Genomic DNA, 18634 nt, shown 5'->3' on the forward strand with positions numbered 1-18634 from the left:
GCGGGTTTCGGAAAAGGATAGCAAGCGTGCCGGGAAAATGCGCGCCATATGTTCCAAGGCCTTACAGCCCGCGCTTCATCCTGCGCATGACAGGTTTTGCCCGCAATACTTGAACTTATCTACCACGCTGCTATTGAGCCCGCTGACAGGCTTCCGGCAAGAGGACAAAGCCCCGTGGATATCGACGCACTCCGAGCCAACAACCCCGAGCACTGGACCCGCGCCTGCGCCATTCGCGCGCTGACGCTGGATGCGGTGACCGCCGCAAACTCCGGCCACTCCGGCATGCCGATCGGCATGGCAGACGTGGCCACCGTGCTCTATTCGAAGCACCTGAAGTTCGACGCCGCGAACCCGACGTGGCCGGACCGCGACCGCTTCATCCTCTCGGCGGGCCACGGCTCGATGCTGCTTTACTCGCTGCTCTATCTCACCGGCGATCAGCAGATCACCCTCGACGAGGTGAAGAACTTCCGCCAGTGGGGCGCCCGCACCGCCGGCCACCCGGAGAACTTCCACGCCGACGCCATCGAGACCACCACCGGTCCGCTCGGTCAGGGCATTGCCACCGCCGTGGGCTTCGCCATGGGCGAAGAGATCCTGCGCGCGCGCTTCGGCAAGAAGGTCGTGGATCACCACACCTATGTCATCGCCGGTGACGGCTGCCTGATGGAAGGCGTGAGCCAAGAGGCGATCACCCTCGCTGGTCGCTACAGCCTCGGCAAGCTCATCGTCTTCTGGGACAACAACGGCATCACCATCGACGGCAAGGTCGAACTGTCGGACGCCACCGATCAGCCGGGCCGCTTCCGCTCGGCGGGCTGGGAAGTGATCGAGATCGACGGCCACGACCCGGCGGAAATCGACGCGGCCATCACCGCAGCGAAGAAAAGCGCGCAGCCGACGATGATCGCCTGCAAGACGCACATCGCTCTCGGCCACGCCGCGCAGGACACCTCCAAGGGCCACGGCGCGCTGACCAACGAAGAGCAGAACACCGCGGCCAAGCAGGTCTGGGGCTGGACCTCGGGCCCGTTCGAAGTGCCCGCCGACGTCAAGTCGTGGTGGGAAGAGGTCGGCAGCCGCGGTGCCGCCGACCGTGCCGAGTGGGAAACCCGTCTGGGTGGCCTGTCGGACACCCGCCAGAAGGAATTCGCCCGCCAGCAGGACGGCGACGCGCCGAAGAAACTCTCGGCGGTGATCCGCGCGCTGAAAAAGCAGGTCACCGAAGAGGCCCCGAAGGTCGCCACCCGCAAGAGTTCGGAAATGGTGCTCGAGGTGGTCAACCCGATCATGCCCGAAACCGTGGGCGGCTCGGCCGACCTCACCGGTTCGAACAACACCAAGACCGGTGACATGGGCGTCTTCGACGTGTCCGAGCGCAAGGGCCGCTACGTCTACTGGGGCATCCGCGAGCACGGCATGGCCGCGGCGATGAACGGCATGGCGCTGCACGGTGGCCTGCGCCCCTACGGCGGCACCTTCATGGCGTTCACCGACTACGCCCGCCCGGCGATGCGCCTCGCGGCGCTGATGCAGACCCCGACGGTCTTCGTGATGACCCACGATTCCATCGGTCTGGGCGAAGACGGCCCGACGCACCAGCCGATCGAGCATCTGGCGATCAGCCGTGCCACGCCGAACACGCTGGTGTTCCGCCCGGCCGACACCGTCGAGACCGCCGAGGCGTGGGAAATCGCGCTGACCCAGAAGAGCACGCCGTCGGTGCTGTCGCTGACCCGTCAGGGCCTGCCCACCGTGCGTAAAGAGCACAAGACCTCCAACCTCGTGTCGAAGGGCGCCTATGTGCTCGCCGACGCCGAGGGCAAGCGCCAGGTGATCCTGATCGCCACCGGCTCTGAGGTCGAGATCGCTCTGGCGGCGCGCGAGGCGCTGCAGGCCGAGGGCATCGGCACCCGCGTCGTCTCCATGCCCTGCATGGAACTGTTTGCGCAGCAGGACGAGGCCTACCGCAAGCGCGTGCTGCCCGCCGGCCCCGTGCGCGTCGGCATCGAGGCGGCGACGCGTCTGGGTGGCTGGGACCGCTGGCTGCTGGGCGAGCGTGGCCGCGAGGCCAAGCAGGCCTTCGTCGGCATGGACAGCTTCGGCGCCTCGGCCCCGGCAGAGGTGCTTTACGAGAAGTTCGGCATCACCGCGGAGAACGTGGTCGAAAAGGCCAAGGGTCTGCTTTGATACGGCGCGCGTAAGGGGGCGCTGCCCCCTCGCCCTGCGGGCTCACCCCCGGCGTATTTTTGAAGAGAAGAAGCATGAAGGGCGCCTCTGAGGGGCGCCCTTTTTCTTTGCCCGCTGTCGGGCTTTGCGGGGATTGGAGCGGGCGCTCAGTGCGCCGCGCTCTTGCCGCCTCCGAACAATGGCAGGATCAGCTTGGTGACGATCGGCACGAGGATCATCCCCCAGATCACCCCGAGGATGCCGTCGCAGACCGCCGTGACAATCCACAGCGCCGCGGGCTGCAGGTCTTCGGAGACCATATGCGAGGCGCCTTCGGCAAGATGGTGGATGGTCTCTTCGGGCATGTGCCAGCCCATCTGCGCCAGCGAGTGCACGAGGATCGAGCCGCCAACCCAGAGCATCGCCACGGTACCAACGGTCGAGAGCAGCCACATCACCACCGGCATGGCCTTGACGATGCCGCGCCCGAGCGCGCGGGTGATGCCAAGACGTCCGACACGGGTGAGCCACAGGCCGATGTCGTCCATCTTCACGATCAGCGCCACGGCGCCATAGACCACCGCGGTGATGCCGACGCCAACCAGCCCCAGCGCCACAGCCTTGACCCAGACCTCGGTGACCTCGATGGCCGAGAGCGAGATGGTCATGATCTCGGCCGAGAGGATGAAGTCGGTCTTGATCGCGCCCTTAACCTTCTGCTCTTCAAGGTGCACCGGATCGCCCTTCTCGACCTGCTTTTCCGGGCCACTCTTTTCATGGCCGGGTTTGAGCACGTGCAGCACCTTTTCGGCGCCCTCGAAGCACAGGAACGAGCCGCCGGCGATCAGCAGCGGCGGCAGCAGCCACGGCGCGAAACTCGACAGCAGCAGCGCCAGCGGCAACAGGATCACCACCTTGTTGAACACCGAACTGCGCGCGATGCGCCAGATGATCGGCAGTTCGCGCTTGGCCTCGAAGCCATGCAGGTATTTCGGCGTCACCGCGGCGTCGTCAATCACCACGCCCGCGGCCTTGGACCCGGCCTTCGCGGCACTGGCCGAGATGTCATCGACCGAGGCCGCGGCGATCTTGGCGATTCCCGCCACGTCGTCGAGAAGTGCGAGAAGCCCGCTCATGTCCGTCTCCGTTCTGTTTCGCCGCAAGGTAATCCGGCGGGCGCGAGACGCAAGTCCGCAAGCTGCCGCCGGGGCATTGCACAAGGTTATGCGCTATCAGTGAGTCATGTTAGCGCCCGCAGCATGGTTTATCGCTAACATATTGCAATTCTTGCATTTTTTGCGTTGCCGAGGCGGTGTGCACCTGTATACGGAAAGGCAAGTTCCGCCATATGACCAGGAGACCCCTCCATGACCGTGACCGTCGGGATCAACGGATTTGGCCGTATCGGCCGCTGCACGCTCGCCCATATCGCCGAGAGCGCGCGCAACGACGTGCAAGTGGTGAAGATCAACGCCACCGGCCCGATCGAAACCGCCGCGCACCTGCTGCGCTATGACAGCGTGCATGGCCGTTTCGCCGGCGACGTGCGGGTCAGCGGCTCGACCATGGACCTTGGCCGCGGCCCGATGGAGGTCATGTCGACCTACGATATGGGCGAGTTGGACTGGTCCGGCTGCGACGTCGTGCTGGAGTGCACCGGCAATTTCAACGACGGCGAGAAGGCGGTGCAGCACATCCATCAGGGCGCGCGCTCGGTGCTGATCTCGGCCCCCGCGAAGAACGTGCAGAAGACCATCGTCTACGGCGTCAACCACCGCGATCTGGTCAAGGGCCACACGATGATCTCCAACGGCTCGTGCACCACCAATGCGCTGGCACCGCTGGCCAAGGTGCTGGACGAGGCGATCGGCATCGAAAGCGGCATCATGACCACGATCCACTCTTACACCGGCGACCAGCCGACGCTGGACCGCCGCCACAAGGATCTCTACCGCGCCCGCGCCGCCGCCATGGCGATGATCCCCACCTCCACCGGCGCTGCAAAGGCCATCGGCGAGGTGCTGCCCAACCTCAAGGGCAAGCTCGACGGATCTTCGATCCGGGTGCCCACGCCGAACGTCTCGGCGGTGGACCTGACCTTCCAGGCCGGCAAGGACGTGACCGCGGCGGATGTGAACGAGATCGTGCGCGAGGCCGCTGGCGGCCGCATGGGCTCGGTGCTGGTCTACGACCCGGAGCCGAAGGTGTCGGTCGATTTCAACCACACCACCGCAAGCTCGATCTTTGCGCCCGATCAGACGAAAGTCATCGGTCGCACGGTCCGCGTGCTGGCGTGGTACGACAACGAATGGGGCTTCTCGGCGCGCATGGCCGATGTGGCTGCCGAACTGGGGCGCACGCTGCACTGATCGCAGCACCGGACCTGAACACGCAAAGGGCGGCCCGCATGGCCGCCCTTCTTCGTTCTGGCATGGCTTCGATCTGGCATGGCTTCGATCTGTGCCCGGCTCAGGCGTGCTTTTCGATGAGACCGGCAAAAGCGCTCATGATGCTGCCGAGATACTGCTTGGTGTCGTCCTTGAGCACCTCACCGTCTTCGGAAATCAGCTGCATGATGTTGCCGATATAGGCTTCGGGCTGCTGCAGCGGGTGCATGTTGAGAAACACCATCGATTGGCGCAGCTGATGGTTTGCGCCATAGCCGCCCGGGCCGCCCGGCGAGCCGGTGACCACGGCGGTGGCCTTGCCGTCCCACACGCTGTCTCCATAGGGGCGCGAGCCCACGTCGAGCGCGTTTTTCACTGCGGCGGGCAGACCGCGGTTGTATTCGGGCGTGACGAAAAGCACCGCCTCGGTCGGCTTCATCTGCGCCCTGAAGCGCTGCCACGCCTCTGGCTGGGTATCCCCGTCGAGTTCGGGGTTGTAGAACGGCAGATCGCCGATCTCGACAAATTCGAACTCCAGCGTCTCGGGCGCGGCCTCGGCCAGTGCCTTGGCGAGCATGCGGTTGTACGAAGCTTCGCGGAGCGAGCCCACGATGACGGCGACTTTTCTGGACATGACGGTCTCCTTTCCGTGCGTTGACCTAGAGGTAGGCGTTTGCGCCGAAAAAGGGAGAGGCAATTTTCGCACCGGGTCTGCGCGGAAGCGCGCGGAACGGCCCCAGCCTCTGTGCGCGGGCTGGCCGTGTGCGAGTGGAGGCCGGGCCCGCGCCCGGCCTGCCGGATCAGACCTTGCGCAGCGCCAGCACAGCGTTGAGCCCGCCAAAGGCGAAGGCATTCGATAGCACCACCGAAACATCCGCCTCGCGGGCCTCGTTGGGCACCACGTCGAGCGCGCATTCCGCGTCGAACTCTTGGTGGTTGATGGTTGGCGCGATCACCCCATCGCGCAGCGCCATGACACAGGCCAGCAGTTCCACCGCCCCGGTGCCGCCGATGCAATGGCCGTGCATGGATTTGGTGGAGGAGATCATCAGCCGGTCAGCCTGCGGCCCCATGGCGTCGGCCACGGCGGCGCATTCGGTCTTGTCATTGGCGGCGGTGCCGGTGCCATGGGCGTTGATATAACCCACCTGATCGCGGTCGATCCGGCCATCGCGCAGCGCGCCAGAGATCGCCCGTGCCGCGCCCTGCTTGGAGGGCATGACGATATCGGCGGCGTCCGAGGTCATCGCAAAGCCGACCACTTCGGCCAGGATCTCGGCGCCGCGGGCTTTCGCGTGGTCGTAATCTTCGAAGACGTAGACCCCCGCGCCCTCGCCTTGCACCATGCCGTTGCGGTTGGCCGAGAACGGGCGGCAGGCGTCCTTCGACATCACCCGCAGCCCCTCCCATGCCTTCACCCCGCCGAAGCAGAGCATCGACTCCGACCCGCCGGTGATCATTGCCGGGCAAGCACCCGAGCGGACCATCTGAAAGGCCAGCCCCATGGCGTGGTTGGAGCTGGCGCAGGCGGTGGCGACGGTGAAGGTCGGGCCGCGCAGGTTGAACTCCATGCTGACGTGGCTGGCGGCGGCGTTGTTCATCAGCTTCGGCACCACGAAGGGGTGAACGCGGTTCTTGCCCTCTTCATAGACCGAGCGGTAATTCTCGTCTTGGGTGATAAGACCGCCGCCCGAGGTGCCTAGCACGACGCCGGAGCGGTCGGCGAGATCGCCGTGGAACTCCAGCCCCGCCTGCGCGATCGCCTCGCGCGCCGCGATCAGCGCGAATTGGGTGAACCGGTCATATAGCGCCAGTTGCTGCCGGTTGAAGGTCTCTTCCGGCTCGTAGCCCTTGACCTGCCCGCCAATGCGGATGGCGAGCCGTTCGACGTCGCGAAATTCAAGCTCACCGATGCCGCAGCGGCCTTCGCGCATGGCTTCGAGGGTGGCCGGCACGTCGCGCCCCAGCGCGTTGATCGTGCCCGCGCCGGTAATGACTACCCGTTTCACGCGTTCTGCTCGGCCACCAGTTTCTCGATCCCGGCCACGATGCTGGCCACGTTCGAAATGTCGAATTCGCTTTGTTCGGGTTCGTTGGCGTTGAACGGAACCGAGATGTCGAAAGCTTCTTCAATGGCGAAGATGCTTTCGACGAGACCAAGGCTGTCGATCCCCAGATCCTCCAGCGTGCTGTCCATCGTCACGTCAGACGGTTCCAGAACAGCCTGTTCGGCGATGATCTCGATGACCTTGTCTTTTACACTCATGGTGCGGCGCTCCCAATTATCGTCGCAGCTTCGGCGTCAAGGTCGGCTTACTCATTCCCCGTGAGCTTGGAAACAGCTTTCTTGAGATCGGCGACTTCTTTGAACAGCCGCGGCAACCTGCGCAGGCCTTTGTAAGTGTCTACGTGGGTTTCCATTTTCATCGCCGGATAGCCGAGCATCACGCGCCCTGCCGGGATATTGGACAGCACCTTGGTGCCGCCGCCGGTGATCACGTTGTCGCCGATGAAGATATTGTCGGACACACCGGTCTGACCCGCCAGCACGACGTTGTTGCCGATCTTCGTCGAGCCCGCGATGCCGCAGCAGCCGCAGATCAGCGTGTTGTCTCCGACCACCACGTTGTGGCCGATCATCACGAGGCTGTCGACCTTGGTGCCGTTGCCGATGCGGGTGTCGCGCACCGAGCCGCGGTCGATGCTGGCGTTGGCGCCAACTTCGCAGTCGTCCCCGATGGTGACCGCGCCGAGCGAGTGGATACGTGCCCACTGCTGGGCGTCTTGGGTGCCCTCCTCGCCGAGGCTGGCGCGGGCTTTTTCGACCCCCGAAACCTCCGGGGTCACATAGCTGAAACCGTCGCCGCCGATGGAACAGTTGAACTGCCCGAAGAAGCGGTCGCCGATGGTGCAGCGCGCGCCGATACGCACGCCCGAATGGATCACCGCCTCTTCGCCGAGGGTTGCATCCTCGCCGATAAACACCTGCGGCCCGATGACCGAGCGCGGGCCGACCTTCACCCGTGCGCCGATCACCGTGTAGGGGCCGACGCACACGTCATCGGCCAGTTCGGCGGTGGGATCGATCAGCGCGGTGGGATGAATGCCGCTGCCGTAGCCATTGCCGCGATCCAGCATGGCCGACAGGCCCGACAGCGCGTGGCGCGGACGTGGCGCAAGGATAGCCGCCTCGAGCCCCATCTGCTGCCAATCCGCGCCTTCCCACAACATGGCGGCGCGGGCCTTGCCGTCTCCGAGGGTTGCGGCGAATTCGGGTTTCATCGCCAGCGCCAGCTGTTCGGGCCCGGCCGAGGCGGGTTCAGCGACCGAGGTGACGCGCAGATCGCCGTCGCCCTGAGCCTGAAGGCCAAGCGCGGCGGCGATTTCTGCGATGCTGTGGCTTTGCACCGTGGTGTCTAGAGACATGGGATCCTCCGGGATGCTCTCCCGCAGGATTTAACTCGGGCCGCCAGCCAGTACCACCCCTGCGGCGCTCAGCGCGTCCCAAATCCGCCCGTCGCGGCCATAGACATCTTCGCGATACTCCATTTCACCCTTCACCGTAGTGAAGGCGGTGCGGTAGATCAGGTGCACAGGCACCGACTGGTCGAGGTTGACGCGTTGTTCGCGCCCCGTCGCCAGACGCGACTGGAAGAAGCCCTGCGGGTCGGCCGTCTGCGCCGACAGAAGCGCATAGGCGAACTCATGCGGCTCGCTCAGCCGGACGCAGCCGTGAGAGAAGGTGCGCGTGGTGCGGTCGAACAAAGATTTCGACGGCGTATCATGCAGATAGATGTGGTACTTGTTCGGGAACATAAACTTCACAGTTCCCAGAGCGTTGCGCGGACCCGGCGGCTGGCGCATGGAAAACGGAAAGCTCGACTTCGTATATTGCGCAAAGCCGTTGGCCCGGTTCACCTTGCGCCCTTGCCGGTCGGTGATCTCTATATGGCTCACGGCACCGGGGTTGCCGCGCAGTTGCGGCAGGTACTCATTGACCACGATCGAACGCGGCACGTACCACGACGGGTTGATCACCATATGGTTCATCTCGTCCGAGAACTCGGGCGTCTGGCGGTCGCTCTCCTGCGAGCCCACCACAGAGCGGGTCTCGAAGGTAACCTTGCCGTCGTCGATGATCTCGGCGTGGAAATCGGTGAGGTTGACGGTGATGTGGCGCTTGCCCAGGCCGCCGGGCAGGTTCATCCAGCGCTCCCGCTCCATTGCCACCAGCACCGATTGCAGGCGTTCCTCGGCGCCGATGTTGAGCTGGCTGAGCGTGCTCGACCCTGCAATGCCGTCCACCGCCAGACCGTGGCGGGTCTGAAAGCGTACCACCGCATCGCGCAGCGCATCGTCGTAAGAGGCCGAAAGCGTCGGCTCCAGATAGCCCATCGCGATCAGCCGGTCGCGCAGCACGATCACGTCGCCACCGCTTTCCCCCGGCTCGAGTTTGGCGGTGCGCACCGCGGGGCCCCAGCCGCCGCCTGCCACCACCCGTTCAAGGCGCATCTTGGCGCGCATCAGCCGGGCATATTCGTCAGAAGAAGGCGCAAGGTGCTGCAGGACCTGATGCGGATCGCTGGCGGCGAGAACTTCAAGCAGGATTTTCGGATCGCGACGCGGTGCGTCGCGCTTGATGCCGGAATCGGCCTTGTTCGGGGTCAGGATACCGCTCTGCAGATCGGAGGCGAATTGCAGGTACGTGCGGCTCAGTTCAACCTCCAGCTCGCCGCGGGCGCGTTCGCCTTCCACATGGCGCAAACGGCGGATCAGCCCGTCGAGATCATAGCGCCGCGCCGGCAGGCCGTGCGCCTGCGCGGTGCCAAGCGCCTCGATCAGCGCCGCGCGGCGCAGCGCAGCGGTGTCATCCGGGCCGGTCCAGAGCGGTGCGAAATCGCGTGCACGGTAGAAAGCCGCCATGCCCGAATCTCTCGACAGATTCTCGGCCACGGCCTGCCGGTAAGCGGTCATTCCGAGGCCGGCAGAGAGCGTTTCGGCGCTCGCGGAAGCTGGCTGAAAGGCGAAAAGCGCCCCAGTCAGCGCCAACACCGCAAGGCTGCGTCCGTTCCTGAAACTCTGCATCATGACCATGGCTACCCGACTAATTATCATTCATCTCGCGTGCCGATTTTCCGGTGCGCGGGTTGAAGTTGTCCACACACAATTGCGCTGTTCACGCGAGTTTTCGGCACCTGATACGTCAATGCATCGCGTGGCGGCAGGTTCCTGTATTGCGCAAGTCAGGGTTTCCACACGTGCGCAAGATTTCGCCGATTTCCCTATGGGAACCACTATACACGGGAAAACATCCTTCATCCATTAATCCCCATGTGCCATAAAAGCCGCACATCTGGGGGAAAGATGGTAGGTCCGTCCAACGAGGCGGAACAAACAGGCACAGCGACTAAACGGGACAGGCGCTTCACATGACAAAAACGACTGCAAGCTGCATTTCGCGGCGTGGCCTTCTTGGCGCGTTCGCGGCAACCGTCGTCACGGCAGCACCGACGTATTCGAGCGCGGCGGGTTTCCTACGGGGTGCAGGTGATGTCCGGAGACTCCGGGCTTACTCCGCACGCACCGGCGAAACGCTCAACATGATCTACTGGATCGAAGGGGAATACATCCCCGACGCGCTCAGGGAAATCTCCTACTTCATGCGCGACTGGCGGACCGACGATGTCAAGAACATCGACGCCCGCACCATCGACATCATGACGGCAGCCCACAACCTTCTGGACGTGAGCGAGCCCTACATGTTGATCTCGGGGTACCGCAGCCCGAAAACCAACGCGATGCTGCGCGCCCGTTCCTCGGGGGTTGCGAAGAACTCGCGGCACCTCAAGGGCGAAGCCGCCGATCTGCGTCTCAACTCGCGCTCGGTGAGCCAGGTGGCGCGTGCGGCCACGGCCTGCAACGGCGGCGGCGTTGGTCGCTACTCCAGCTCGAACTTCGTCCATATGGATTGCGGTCCGGTCCGCAGCTGGGGCCGCTGATCGCGTCCAATTTACCGGTCTTTATGTGACACGGGCGCCCCTGTCGGGGCGCCTTTGTTCGTTCTAAAACCGCGCTCCTGGGCGGCCGTGCCTGGTCCAGCAACCCGTCCGCGCAACGGCAAGGCGCCCAGAGCGGCCTATGCGCCCTGCCCGCACAGCGACCGCCACTCGGCCAGCGCCGGGTTCTCATCCTCACGCCGCTCCGTCTTCTGGACTGGCATCGCAGGCTTTGGCGCCCCGGCTGCCGCGAGGCCGGTGATGATCTGGCGCTGAAACTCCTGCCCCTTGGCCTGATGCCGCGCGCCGAAGTAAAAGCTCACGACGGCGCCCAGCAACCACCAAAGTGGCTGCGGCACATGCGCCAGCCCCGCCATCCGCGCCGAGAACCACTCGGGCGCGGCCATGGCACTGGCCAGAAGCGCCAGAGTGCCAAATGCCATCGCCGGACGCGGCAGCCGGTTGAGCCCGTCGATGACCCGGTCGAACCTGCCACCGGGACGCCGCGCGAACTCTTGCGCGAATTGCGCCAGCGCCGCCTCGCTGAGCCCCGCGCGGCGGGCCGCTTCGGCCTCTGCGTTAACCCGGAACACCTCGGCGGTTTCGCGCAGCGCGCTGCCCCCAGCGCCAAAGACCATCTGAAAAAGCCGCTCGATCATTTTACCGCTCCCCAAGCTGCCGTGCGCGCCTTGAACTGCGCCTGTGTGAGATGGAAGCGCGGTGCGATGAAGCCTTCGGCGCGGCGGATCCAGCCGCCCTTGTCACCCGTCCGGCTGCGCGCGAACTTGCGGCTTGCAGGGCGGCGGTCTGCCAGCGCGAAATAGTAGTTCCGCCGGGCAATGCCATAGGCGTCGGCGATGTGGTCTGGCGCCGCCCGAGCCGCCCGCGCGGCTGCGGTCTCGGTCTGCGGGCCGATCACCCCGTCAACGGCAACCTGCTGTTCCATATCGCATAGCAGGCGTTGCAGCAGCTTCACCGCCGCCGCCCCGGCGTTGACATACATGTCAAACACCGAAGGCTGGAGCACCGCGGGAAGGCGCGACACGCCGGGGGCATGGAAATAGTGGCGCAGGAATATCTCGGTTGCTTCGGTGGGCTGCAATTGCTGCACATCCCGCGCATCGACGTCGCCATCGCCGTTAACGTCGCGCCCCAAGCGGCGCAGCGTGCCAAGCGTGACGCCATGTTTTGTCGCCCCACCCGGATCATCGGGATCATTCACATAGCCGCCTTCGCGGGCGACGATGTCTTCGGCCATGCGGCGGACCTGCGGATCATCATTCATGTCACTGCTCCTGACTGGAACCTCTCGGGGGTTCCTCACCGCCCCATGCTTTGCCACAAAGCGTAAACAGCCCATCAGCGCAGCGAACGGAGGATGCCGTGACGACCCCTATGACCGCCGAGGAGATCATCAGCCTTTTGCGCCTCACGCCGCATCCCGAAGGCGGGCATTACCGCCAGACGTGGGTGGCGGATCGCGAGGGCGACTCCCGCCCGGCGGGCACCTGCATCTACTTCCTGCTGCGCGCCGGTGAGCGCAGCCACTGGCACCGCGTCGATGCCGCCGAGATCTGGCATTATTACGCCGGGGCCGCGCTGGAACTGTCGATCTCCGAGCATGCGACCGGCCCGCGCACCGATCATCTGCTTGGCCCGGAACTGGCGTCGGGCGCGCGCCCGCAGCGCGTCGTGCCCGAAGGGCACTGGCAGGCGGCACGCAGCTTGGGCGCGTGGACGCTGGTTGGCTGCACCGTCTCGCCCGGCTTTCGTTTCGAGGGATTCGATCTGGCCGAGCCCGGTTTCGACATTCCCTAATGCCGAAAGTTCGCACGCAAAAAGGCCGGGGCAATGCGCCCCGGCCTTTCCGTGTCAAAGCGAGAAACTCTTAGTTCATCGGGCCTTCGTCGATGTCTTCAAGGTTCTCCAGTTCTTCGGCGGTCATGTTGGTGACGACCGAATAGGAGCCATCGTCGATCGGCACGAACTTGGCGTTGTTGATCTCGAGCATCACGTGCTTGTCACCGATGTCGAGGAAGCCGCCAACTTCGGCCACGATGCCCTTGAACGAGCCGTCGGCGTTCAGAACGATGTCTTCGATCTCGCCAACGTTGTCCCATTCGTCCGAGACGCTGTCGTAGGTCGTCTCGCTATCCCAGTCGCTGGCTTCGCCGTCCGCGTCGATTGCGTAGACTGCGCCGCCGGTGATGTCGCGGGTGCGGATCAGGCCGTCTTCGTCATTCTCGAACGGGTTGCCCATGGAGTTGGCCATCTCGTTGGCTTCCTGCTCCATTTCGTCGCCGGCTTGGGCCATCTCATTGCCCATTTCCTCGGCTTCCTGCTCCATCTCGTTGCCAGCTTCGGCCATCGCGTCGCCGGCCTCTTCCATGGCCTGCTCGCCTTCGGCAACCGTCTCTTCGGTCTCGTTGGCAATCGCGTCACCGGTGTTTTCCAGCGCCTGCTCGGCGTTTTCCACGGCGGCGTCGGCGTTCTCCATCGCGGCGTCGGCGTTGTGGTTGTCGGCGTAAGCGGCGGTACCTGCAGTCAGGGCGATGATTGCGGCGGTGGTGGTAAGACGTTTCATGGTGTCTCCTCCTTCATGAGTTCGTCATCTTGTCTGCCACCACAACACGCAGGGCCCGGCAGTGTTCCTGCCGGGCCCTACAATTAATTCCATTGAATCTATGGAACTTTTTTACGTATTCCGTTGTGCGTATGCGACGAGTTGCCGGGTCGAGCCGTCTTTGTCGTCGGCGCTGGCCTCGCCGGACACGATCGGGCCGAGCGCGGTCGCAAGCTCTTTGCCAAGCTCCACACCCCATTGATCGTAGGAGTTGATATCAAGGATCACCCCTTCGACGAACACCCGGTGCTCATAGAGCGCGACGATCATCCCCAGCGTGCGCGGATCAAGCTGCTGGTACATCAGCGTGGTCGACGGGCGGTTGCCCGGGAACACCCGGTGCTTGGCCTGGCGCTCCAGTTCTGCACCCTCGAATTTCCCGGCAACCTTGCCGCGCGCCTCGTCCAGATCGCGCCCGCGCATCAGCGCCTCGGACTGCGCGAGGCAGTTGGCCAGCAGCAGCTCGTGATGATGCCGCAGGTCCGGCTCGTGGCTGCGCGCGCCGACCATGAACTCGCAGGGGACCACGCGGGTGCCCTGATGGATCAGCTGGTAAAAGGCGTGCTGACCGTTGGTGCCGGGCTCGCCCCAGACCACCGGCCCGCTGTCGAACGCCAGCGTCTCGCCGTCCATCGCGACGGACTTGCCGTTGCTCTCCATCTCCAACTGCTGCAGGTAGGCCGGCAGCCGCGCGAGACGGTTCTCATAGGGCAGCACGGCGCGCGTGGCGTGGCCCAGCACCTGATTGTGCCACATGCCCACCAGCGCCAGCAGCACCGGCATATTGGCCTCCAGCGGCGCGCTGCGGAAATGCGTATCCATCGCCTGCCCACCTTCGAGGAAGGCACGGAAGTTCTCGGGGCCCACGGCGATCATCATCGAAAGCCCGATCGGCCCCCACATCGAATAGCGCCCGCCGACCCAGTCCTCGAACCCGAAGACGCGGCTCTCGGGAATGCCCCATTCGCCCGCCTTCTCTTTGTTGGACGACAGCGCGACGAACTTGCCGTCGGTGCTGACGCCCTTTGCTTCGAGCCAGTTCCAGGCGGTGCGCGCGTTGGTCATCGTCTCGATGGTGGTGAACGTCTTCGAGGCGATGATGAACAGCGTCGTCTCGGGCGCGCATTGCGCCAGCGCATCGGCGATATCGGCGCCATCGACGTTGGACACGAAATGGCAGCGCGGACCGTCGTGATAGGGCGCCAGCGCTATGGTGCCCATCTTGGGGCCAAGGTCCGAGCCGCCGATGCCGATGTTCACCACATCGGTGATCTGCGAGCCGCGCACCTCGGTGGCCAGCGCCTCCATGCGTGTGAGCGTGTCCAGAACCTCGGGCATGACGTCCTTGCCATCCACCTCGACGGGGGTTCCGGCAAGATTGCGCAGCGCGGTGTGCAACACCGCCCTGCCCTCGGTCTCATTGATCTTTGCGCCGCCGAACATCGCATCGCGCCGCGCTTCGACATCCGCGCCTTTGGCCACCTCCAGCAGTGCCGCGAAGACCTCGGCATCGATTTGCGTCTTGGAGTAGTCGAAGAGCATCCCCTCGGCGCTGACCGAGAAGCTTTCCGCCCGGTCCGCGTCTTCGGCAAAAAGCGCGTCGATCCGGCGGCCTTCACGCGCGGTCGCAAGGCGTTTGAGGTCATCCCACATAAAGGTTCTTCCCGTGTTGATCCGTGCGTAGAACTAGCGTTACTCGGCCCAGTGCACCACTGCCTGATCGAGCACCGCGTTGATCGGCGCCTCCTCGGGCGGCAGACCTTTGGCGTTTTCCAGAGCCGCGCGTTTCTCCGCCCCGAAAATGAGCACATGCTTGCTCAGTGCGCCGTCGAGCACCGGGGCTGTCAGCGTGATACGCGGCTCGGGCGCGCCGGGCGCGCGCATCGGCAGCAGCACCGGCGCCTTGGACGAAAGCGCCTCGGACAGCTTGTCGGCGCCGGGGAAAATCGACGCCGTGTGCAGATCGGTGCCCATGCCCAGCAGCACCACCCCCAGCGGCAGCGACGGCTTGATCGCCTCGGACAGCGCGTCGAGCTTTTCCTCGGGGGTCTCAGCCTCGGCGTAGAGCGGCAGCAGCGTCGCCGCCGCGGCCTTGCCGGTCAGCAGCCGTTCGCGCAGCAGCTTGGTGTTCGAGCGTTCCGAGGTTTCCGGCACCCAGCGTTCATCGCCCAGCAGCACGTCCACCCGATCCCAGTCGAGCGACGTGGCGCTGAGCGCATCAAAGATCGGCCCCGGCGAGGTGCCGCCGGGCACGGCAAGCGACACGCGCTTGCTGTGCGAGAGCTGCGCCCGCAGCTCTCCGGCGATCATATTGGCCAGATCGATGGCCAGCATTTCGCGGTCGGGATATTCACGGAATTCGTAGGTCATGTCTTGATCGCCCGCCAGCGGCGGCCGTCCTTGTTGATCAGGAATGCGGCGTCATCCGGCCCGGTGCTGCCCGCGTCATACGGCTTGGGGTTGTCGCCGCGGCGCTCCCAGCCCTCGATCAGCGGATCGGTCCAAGCCCATGCGGCCTCGACCTCGTCGCCGCGCATGAACAGCGTCTGGTTGCCACGGATCACGTCCATGATCAGCCGCTCATAAGCGTCAGGTGCATCCTCGGCATCCGCCCCCAGCGCTTCGGCGAAAGACATGTCGAGCGGCACGTCAACCAGACGCATGCCGCCCGGGCCCGGCTCTTTGATGGTGACGCCCAGCGTCATGCCCTCGTTCGGCTGCAGGCGGATCGACAGCATGTTCCGGTGCCGCCCGGCGTCCATGCCGAAGATCGAATGCGGCGCGTCCTTGAACACCACGGCGATCTCGCTGGCCTGCGCCCCGAGCCTTTTACCCGTGCGCAGATAAAACGGGGTATTCGCCCACCGCCAGTTCGAGATGTAGCACTTCATGGCGATGAAGCTCTCGGTCTTCGAGGCGGGGTTCTCCACGTCCTCGCGGTAGGAACTCATCGACCCATCCGAGGTATACTGCCCGCGCACGATGCTCTCGGGGTCCACCGGATCGAGCGCACGGATCACCTTGAGCTTCTCATCGCGCACCGAGTCCGGCTCGAATCGCGCCGGCGGCTCCATGGCGATGAGGCACAAAAGCTGCATTAGGTGGTTCTGCACCATGTCCCGCATCGCGCCGGACTTGTCGTAATAGCTGCCCCGGCCTGCCACGCCGACGGTTTCGGCCACGGTGATCTGGATGTGATCCACGTATTGCGCGTTCCACAGCGGCTCGAACAGCATATTTCCGAAACGCACCGCCATCAGGTTCTGAACCGTCTCTTTGCCGAGATAGTGGTCGATGCGATAGATCTGCGTCTCGTCGAAGTGACGCGCCAGTTCCGCGTTGAGGGCGCGCGCGCTTTCCAGATCATGGCCAAAGGGTTTTTCGACGACGATCCGCACCGCCGGGTTGGTCAGCCCGTGGCTGCGCAGCCCCTCGGCGAGATCACCAAACAGGCTCGGCCCCACCGAGAAGTAGAAGGCGCGCACGATGTCGTCATCGTCGCGCAGAGCGTTCTTGAGGTCGTCCCAGCCGCCCTCGCCGCGGGCATCCACCGCCACATAGCCAAGCAGGTCAAGGAACTCTTCCAGCGCGGCCTCATCGCATTTGGCTTTGCTGAATTCGCGGATCGCCTCGCGCACCATGTCGCGATACTCGTCCACGCTCATGTCCGAGCGCGCGGCACCGATCACCCGCGACCCCTCGGGCATCTGCCCCGAGCAATAGCGGCGGTACAGGCCGGGCAGAATTTTGCGCCGGGCGAGATCGCCGGTGCCCCCAAAAATGACCAAGTCGAACGGATCGACGGGAATGACGCGGGAAACCATCTCGGGCTGTCTCCGATTCTTGTACGTGCGGCGGTTAGCGCTAACCGCCATCTGCCTACCCCATTGCTGCAGCCGAGTCTAACATCCTGCGACCACGCGGCAATGGCAGCGATAGGATAAAGCGGCGCGGGTAACCAGCCGGTGACCATTTGCCGAAGCCGCACAGTTCGCTTGAACCGGACCGGCCCCCGTGCGACGCAAGGATCAGACGAACAAGACGGGCAGAGCATGGCACGACGCATCATCATCGATACCGATCCCGGACAGGACGACGCGATTGCCATTCTGCTGGCGCTGGCCTCTCCCGAGGTCGAGCTTCTGGGCCTGACCGCCGTGGCCGGGAACGTCCCGCTGACACTGACGTCGCGCAATGCGCGGATTGTGCTGGAACTGGCGGGCCGCACCGACGTGCCGGTGTTCGCCGGATGTGACGCCCCGCTGTCGCGCCCGCTGGTCACCGCCGAGCATGTGCACGGCAAGACCGGGCTCGACGGCCCGGTGCTGCCCGACCCGGAAATGCCGCTGCAAGACGCCCATGCGGTCGATTTCATCATCGACACGCTGCGCCACGAGCCCGCCGGCTCTGTCACCCTCTGCCCGCTTGGCCCGCTGACCAATATCGCCACCGCCTTCCGCCGCGCGCCGGACATCATCCCGCGGGTGCAGGAAATCGTCCTGATGGGCGGCGCCTATTTCGAGGTCGGCAACATCAGCCCCGCCGCCGAGTTCAACATCTTCGTCGATCCCGAAGCCGCCGCCGAGGTGTTTGCTGCCGGGGTGCCGCTGGTGGTGATGCCGCTCGACGTGACCCACAAGGCGCTCGTCACCCCCACGCGCAACGCCGCGTTCCGCGCGCTTGGCACGAAGGTCGGCACGGCGGTCGCCGAGATGACCGACTTTTTCGAGCGGTTCGATCTGGAAAAATACGGTTCCGAGGGCGCGCCGCTGCACGATCCATGCGTCACCGCCTATCTGATCACCCCGGAGATCTTCTCGGGGCGGCACATCAACGTCGAGATCGAAACCACCTCGGACCTCACCCGCGGCATGACCGTTGCCGACTGGTGGCGCGTCTCGGACCGCGCGCCCAACGCCACATTCATCGGTGATCTTGATGCCGATGCCTTCTTCACCCTGCTGACCGAAAGACTGGCCAAACTATGAAATCGCTGCATCTCGCCGGCCCCGACGATCTCGAGCGCCTGCTGCCCATGGTGGCCAGTTTTCAGACCGAACGCGCCGGCCAGCCCGATGAGACCCATCTCGCCGCCGCCCTTACCCCGTTGCTCGAAGGCGCGCCGCAGGGCGCGATCTGGCTGATCGGGCCGCGCAAGGCACCGGTGGGCTACGTCGTGGCCTCCTTTGGCTGGTCGGTGGAAAGCGGCGGCCTGACCGCCACGCTTGACCAGATCTACGTGCGCCCCGCGGTGCGCCGGCGCGGCATGGGCAGCGAAGCGCTGTTCCAACTGACCCAAGCGCTGCGTCAGGGCGGCGTTACCGCGCTGCAGATGGAGGTCGCCCGCGAAGACGAGGCGCTGCAACGCTTCTGCCGCCGCGCCCGCCTGCAGGACCTTGAAGCGACCATGATGCGCTGCACGCTGTAGGCGCGCCGGGGGCTTTTCGTTCCCCGCC

The 18634-nt window shown here is 64.9% G+C and carries 18 protein-coding genes; 6 read left to right on the forward strand and 12 right to left on the reverse strand.

What is annotated here, in order from left to right; translation table 11 throughout:
* Positions 1 to 174: 174 nt before the first annotated feature.
* Entirely contained in the window at positions 175 to 2193 is a 2019-nt protein-coding gene (tkt, locus tag ACXAJT_RS01530; RefSeq protein WP_475232248.1) for a transketolase, read from the forward strand.
* A gap of 146 nt (positions 2194 to 2339) precedes the next feature.
* Here tkt and ACXAJT_RS01535 read toward each other — a convergent pair whose 3' ends face one another.
* On the reverse strand, positions 2340 to 3308 hold the full coding sequence (locus tag ACXAJT_RS01535) for a DUF808 domain-containing protein (protein ID WP_475232250.1): 969 nt from the start codon (positions 3306 to 3308) through the stop codon (positions 2340 to 2342).
* A 231-nt stretch (positions 3309 to 3539) separates the two neighbouring features.
* Here ACXAJT_RS01535 and gap point away from each other — a divergent pair, with 231 nt between their 5' ends.
* Positions 3540 to 4541, forward strand: coding sequence for a type I glyceraldehyde-3-phosphate dehydrogenase (gene gap, locus ACXAJT_RS01540; protein ID WP_475232252.1), 1002 nt, complete (start codon positions 3540 to 3542; stop codon positions 4539 to 4541).
* Between the two features lie 100 nt (positions 4542 to 4641).
* Here the strand turns inward: gap and ACXAJT_RS01545 are convergent, their stop codons facing one another.
* The 5 genes from ACXAJT_RS01545 to ACXAJT_RS01565 all read right to left on the reverse strand — a co-directional run bounded on the left by ACXAJT_RS01545 (position 4642) and on the right by ACXAJT_RS01565 (position 9644).
* Complete coding sequence (locus ACXAJT_RS01545; RefSeq protein ID WP_475232254.1) at positions 4642 to 5193, reverse strand: NADPH-dependent FMN reductase; 552 nt, start codon at positions 5191 to 5193, stop codon at positions 4642 to 4644.
* 166 nt (positions 5194 to 5359) lie between these two features.
* A complete protein-coding gene (locus ACXAJT_RS01550) occupies positions 5360 to 6568 on the reverse strand; it encodes a beta-ketoacyl-[acyl-carrier-protein] synthase family protein (protein ID WP_475232256.1) in 1209 nt (402 codons plus the stop codon).
* Positions 6565 to 6825: an acyl carrier protein gene (locus ACXAJT_RS01555; RefSeq protein ID WP_475232258.1), complete on the reverse strand. Its 261-nt coding sequence runs from the start codon at positions 6823 to 6825 to the stop codon at positions 6565 to 6567. Before ACXAJT_RS01555 ends, ACXAJT_RS01550 begins: the two co-directional genes overlap by 4 nt.
* A 47-nt stretch (positions 6826 to 6872) precedes the next feature.
* Complete coding sequence (gene lpxD / locus ACXAJT_RS01560; RefSeq protein WP_475232261.1) at positions 6873 to 7985, reverse strand: UDP-3-O-(3-hydroxymyristoyl)glucosamine N-acyltransferase; 1113 nt, start codon at positions 7983 to 7985, stop codon at positions 6873 to 6875.
* Between the two features lie 30 nt (positions 7986 to 8015).
* The gene (locus ACXAJT_RS01565; protein WP_475232756.1) at positions 8016 to 9644 is read right to left on the reverse strand and encodes a L,D-transpeptidase family protein; all 1629 of its coding nucleotides are present in this window, start codon (positions 9642 to 9644) and stop codon (positions 8016 to 8018) included.
* A gap of 344 nt (positions 9645 to 9988) precedes the next feature.
* Between ACXAJT_RS01565 and mepK the strand changes: the two genes are divergently transcribed.
* A complete protein-coding gene (mepK, locus tag ACXAJT_RS01570) occupies positions 9989 to 10558 on the forward strand; it encodes a peptidoglycan L,D-endopeptidase MepK (protein WP_475232263.1) in 570 nt (189 codons plus the stop codon).
* Between the two features lie 137 nt (positions 10559 to 10695).
* On the opposite strand, the gene ACXAJT_RS01575 is transcribed toward mepK, so the two are convergent.
* Both ACXAJT_RS01575 and ACXAJT_RS01580 read right to left on the reverse strand, forming a co-directional pair.
* Positions 10696 to 11214: a 3TM-type holin gene (locus tag ACXAJT_RS01575; RefSeq protein WP_475232265.1), complete on the reverse strand. Its 519-nt coding sequence runs from the start codon at positions 11212 to 11214 to the stop codon at positions 10696 to 10698.
* Complete coding sequence (locus ACXAJT_RS01580) at positions 11211 to 11840, reverse strand: holin-associated N-acetylmuramidase (RefSeq protein WP_475232267.1); 630 nt, start codon at positions 11838 to 11840, stop codon at positions 11211 to 11213. Before ACXAJT_RS01580 ends, ACXAJT_RS01575 begins: the two co-directional genes overlap by 4 nt.
* Positions 11841 to 11950: 110 nt before the next feature.
* Here ACXAJT_RS01580 and ACXAJT_RS01585 point away from each other — a divergent pair, with 110 nt between their 5' ends.
* The gene (locus tag ACXAJT_RS01585) at positions 11951 to 12373 is read left to right on the forward strand and encodes a cupin domain-containing protein (protein WP_475232759.1); all 423 of its coding nucleotides are present in this window, start codon (positions 11951 to 11953) and stop codon (positions 12371 to 12373) included.
* A 70-nt stretch (positions 12374 to 12443) separates the two neighbouring features.
* Here ACXAJT_RS01585 and ACXAJT_RS01590 read toward each other — a convergent pair whose 3' ends face one another.
* The 4 genes from ACXAJT_RS01590 to zwf form a co-directional block, all read right to left on the reverse strand.
* Positions 12444 to 13139: a PRC-barrel domain-containing protein gene (locus ACXAJT_RS01590; RefSeq protein ID WP_475232269.1), complete on the reverse strand. Its 696-nt coding sequence runs from the start codon at positions 13137 to 13139 to the stop codon at positions 12444 to 12446.
* A gap of 111 nt (positions 13140 to 13250) precedes the next feature.
* A complete protein-coding gene (gene pgi / locus ACXAJT_RS01595) occupies positions 13251 to 14852 on the reverse strand; it encodes a glucose-6-phosphate isomerase (RefSeq protein ID WP_475232761.1) in 1602 nt (533 codons plus the stop codon).
* A gap of 18 nt (positions 14853 to 14870) precedes the next feature.
* A complete protein-coding gene (gene pgl / locus ACXAJT_RS01600; protein WP_475232271.1) occupies positions 14871 to 15548 on the reverse strand; it encodes a 6-phosphogluconolactonase in 678 nt (225 codons plus the stop codon).
* Positions 15545 to 17002, reverse strand: coding sequence for a glucose-6-phosphate dehydrogenase (gene zwf, locus ACXAJT_RS01605; RefSeq protein ID WP_475232273.1), 1458 nt, complete (start codon positions 17000 to 17002; stop codon positions 15545 to 15547). Before zwf ends, pgl begins: the two co-directional genes overlap by 4 nt.
* Positions 17003 to 17230: 228 nt before the next feature.
* Here zwf and ACXAJT_RS01610 point away from each other — a divergent pair, with 228 nt between their 5' ends.
* Positions 17231 to 18166, forward strand: coding sequence for a nucleoside hydrolase (locus ACXAJT_RS01610; RefSeq protein WP_475232275.1), 936 nt, complete (start codon positions 17231 to 17233; stop codon positions 18164 to 18166).
* The gene (locus tag ACXAJT_RS01615; RefSeq protein ID WP_475232277.1) at positions 18163 to 18606 is read left to right on the forward strand and encodes an N-acetyltransferase family protein; all 444 of its coding nucleotides are present in this window, start codon (positions 18163 to 18165) and stop codon (positions 18604 to 18606) included. Before ACXAJT_RS01610 ends, ACXAJT_RS01615 begins: the two co-directional genes overlap by 4 nt.
* Positions 18607 to 18634: the final 28 nt, after the last annotated feature.

It is taken from the genome of Salipiger sp. ABF4_146 (genome assembly GCF_056161345.1).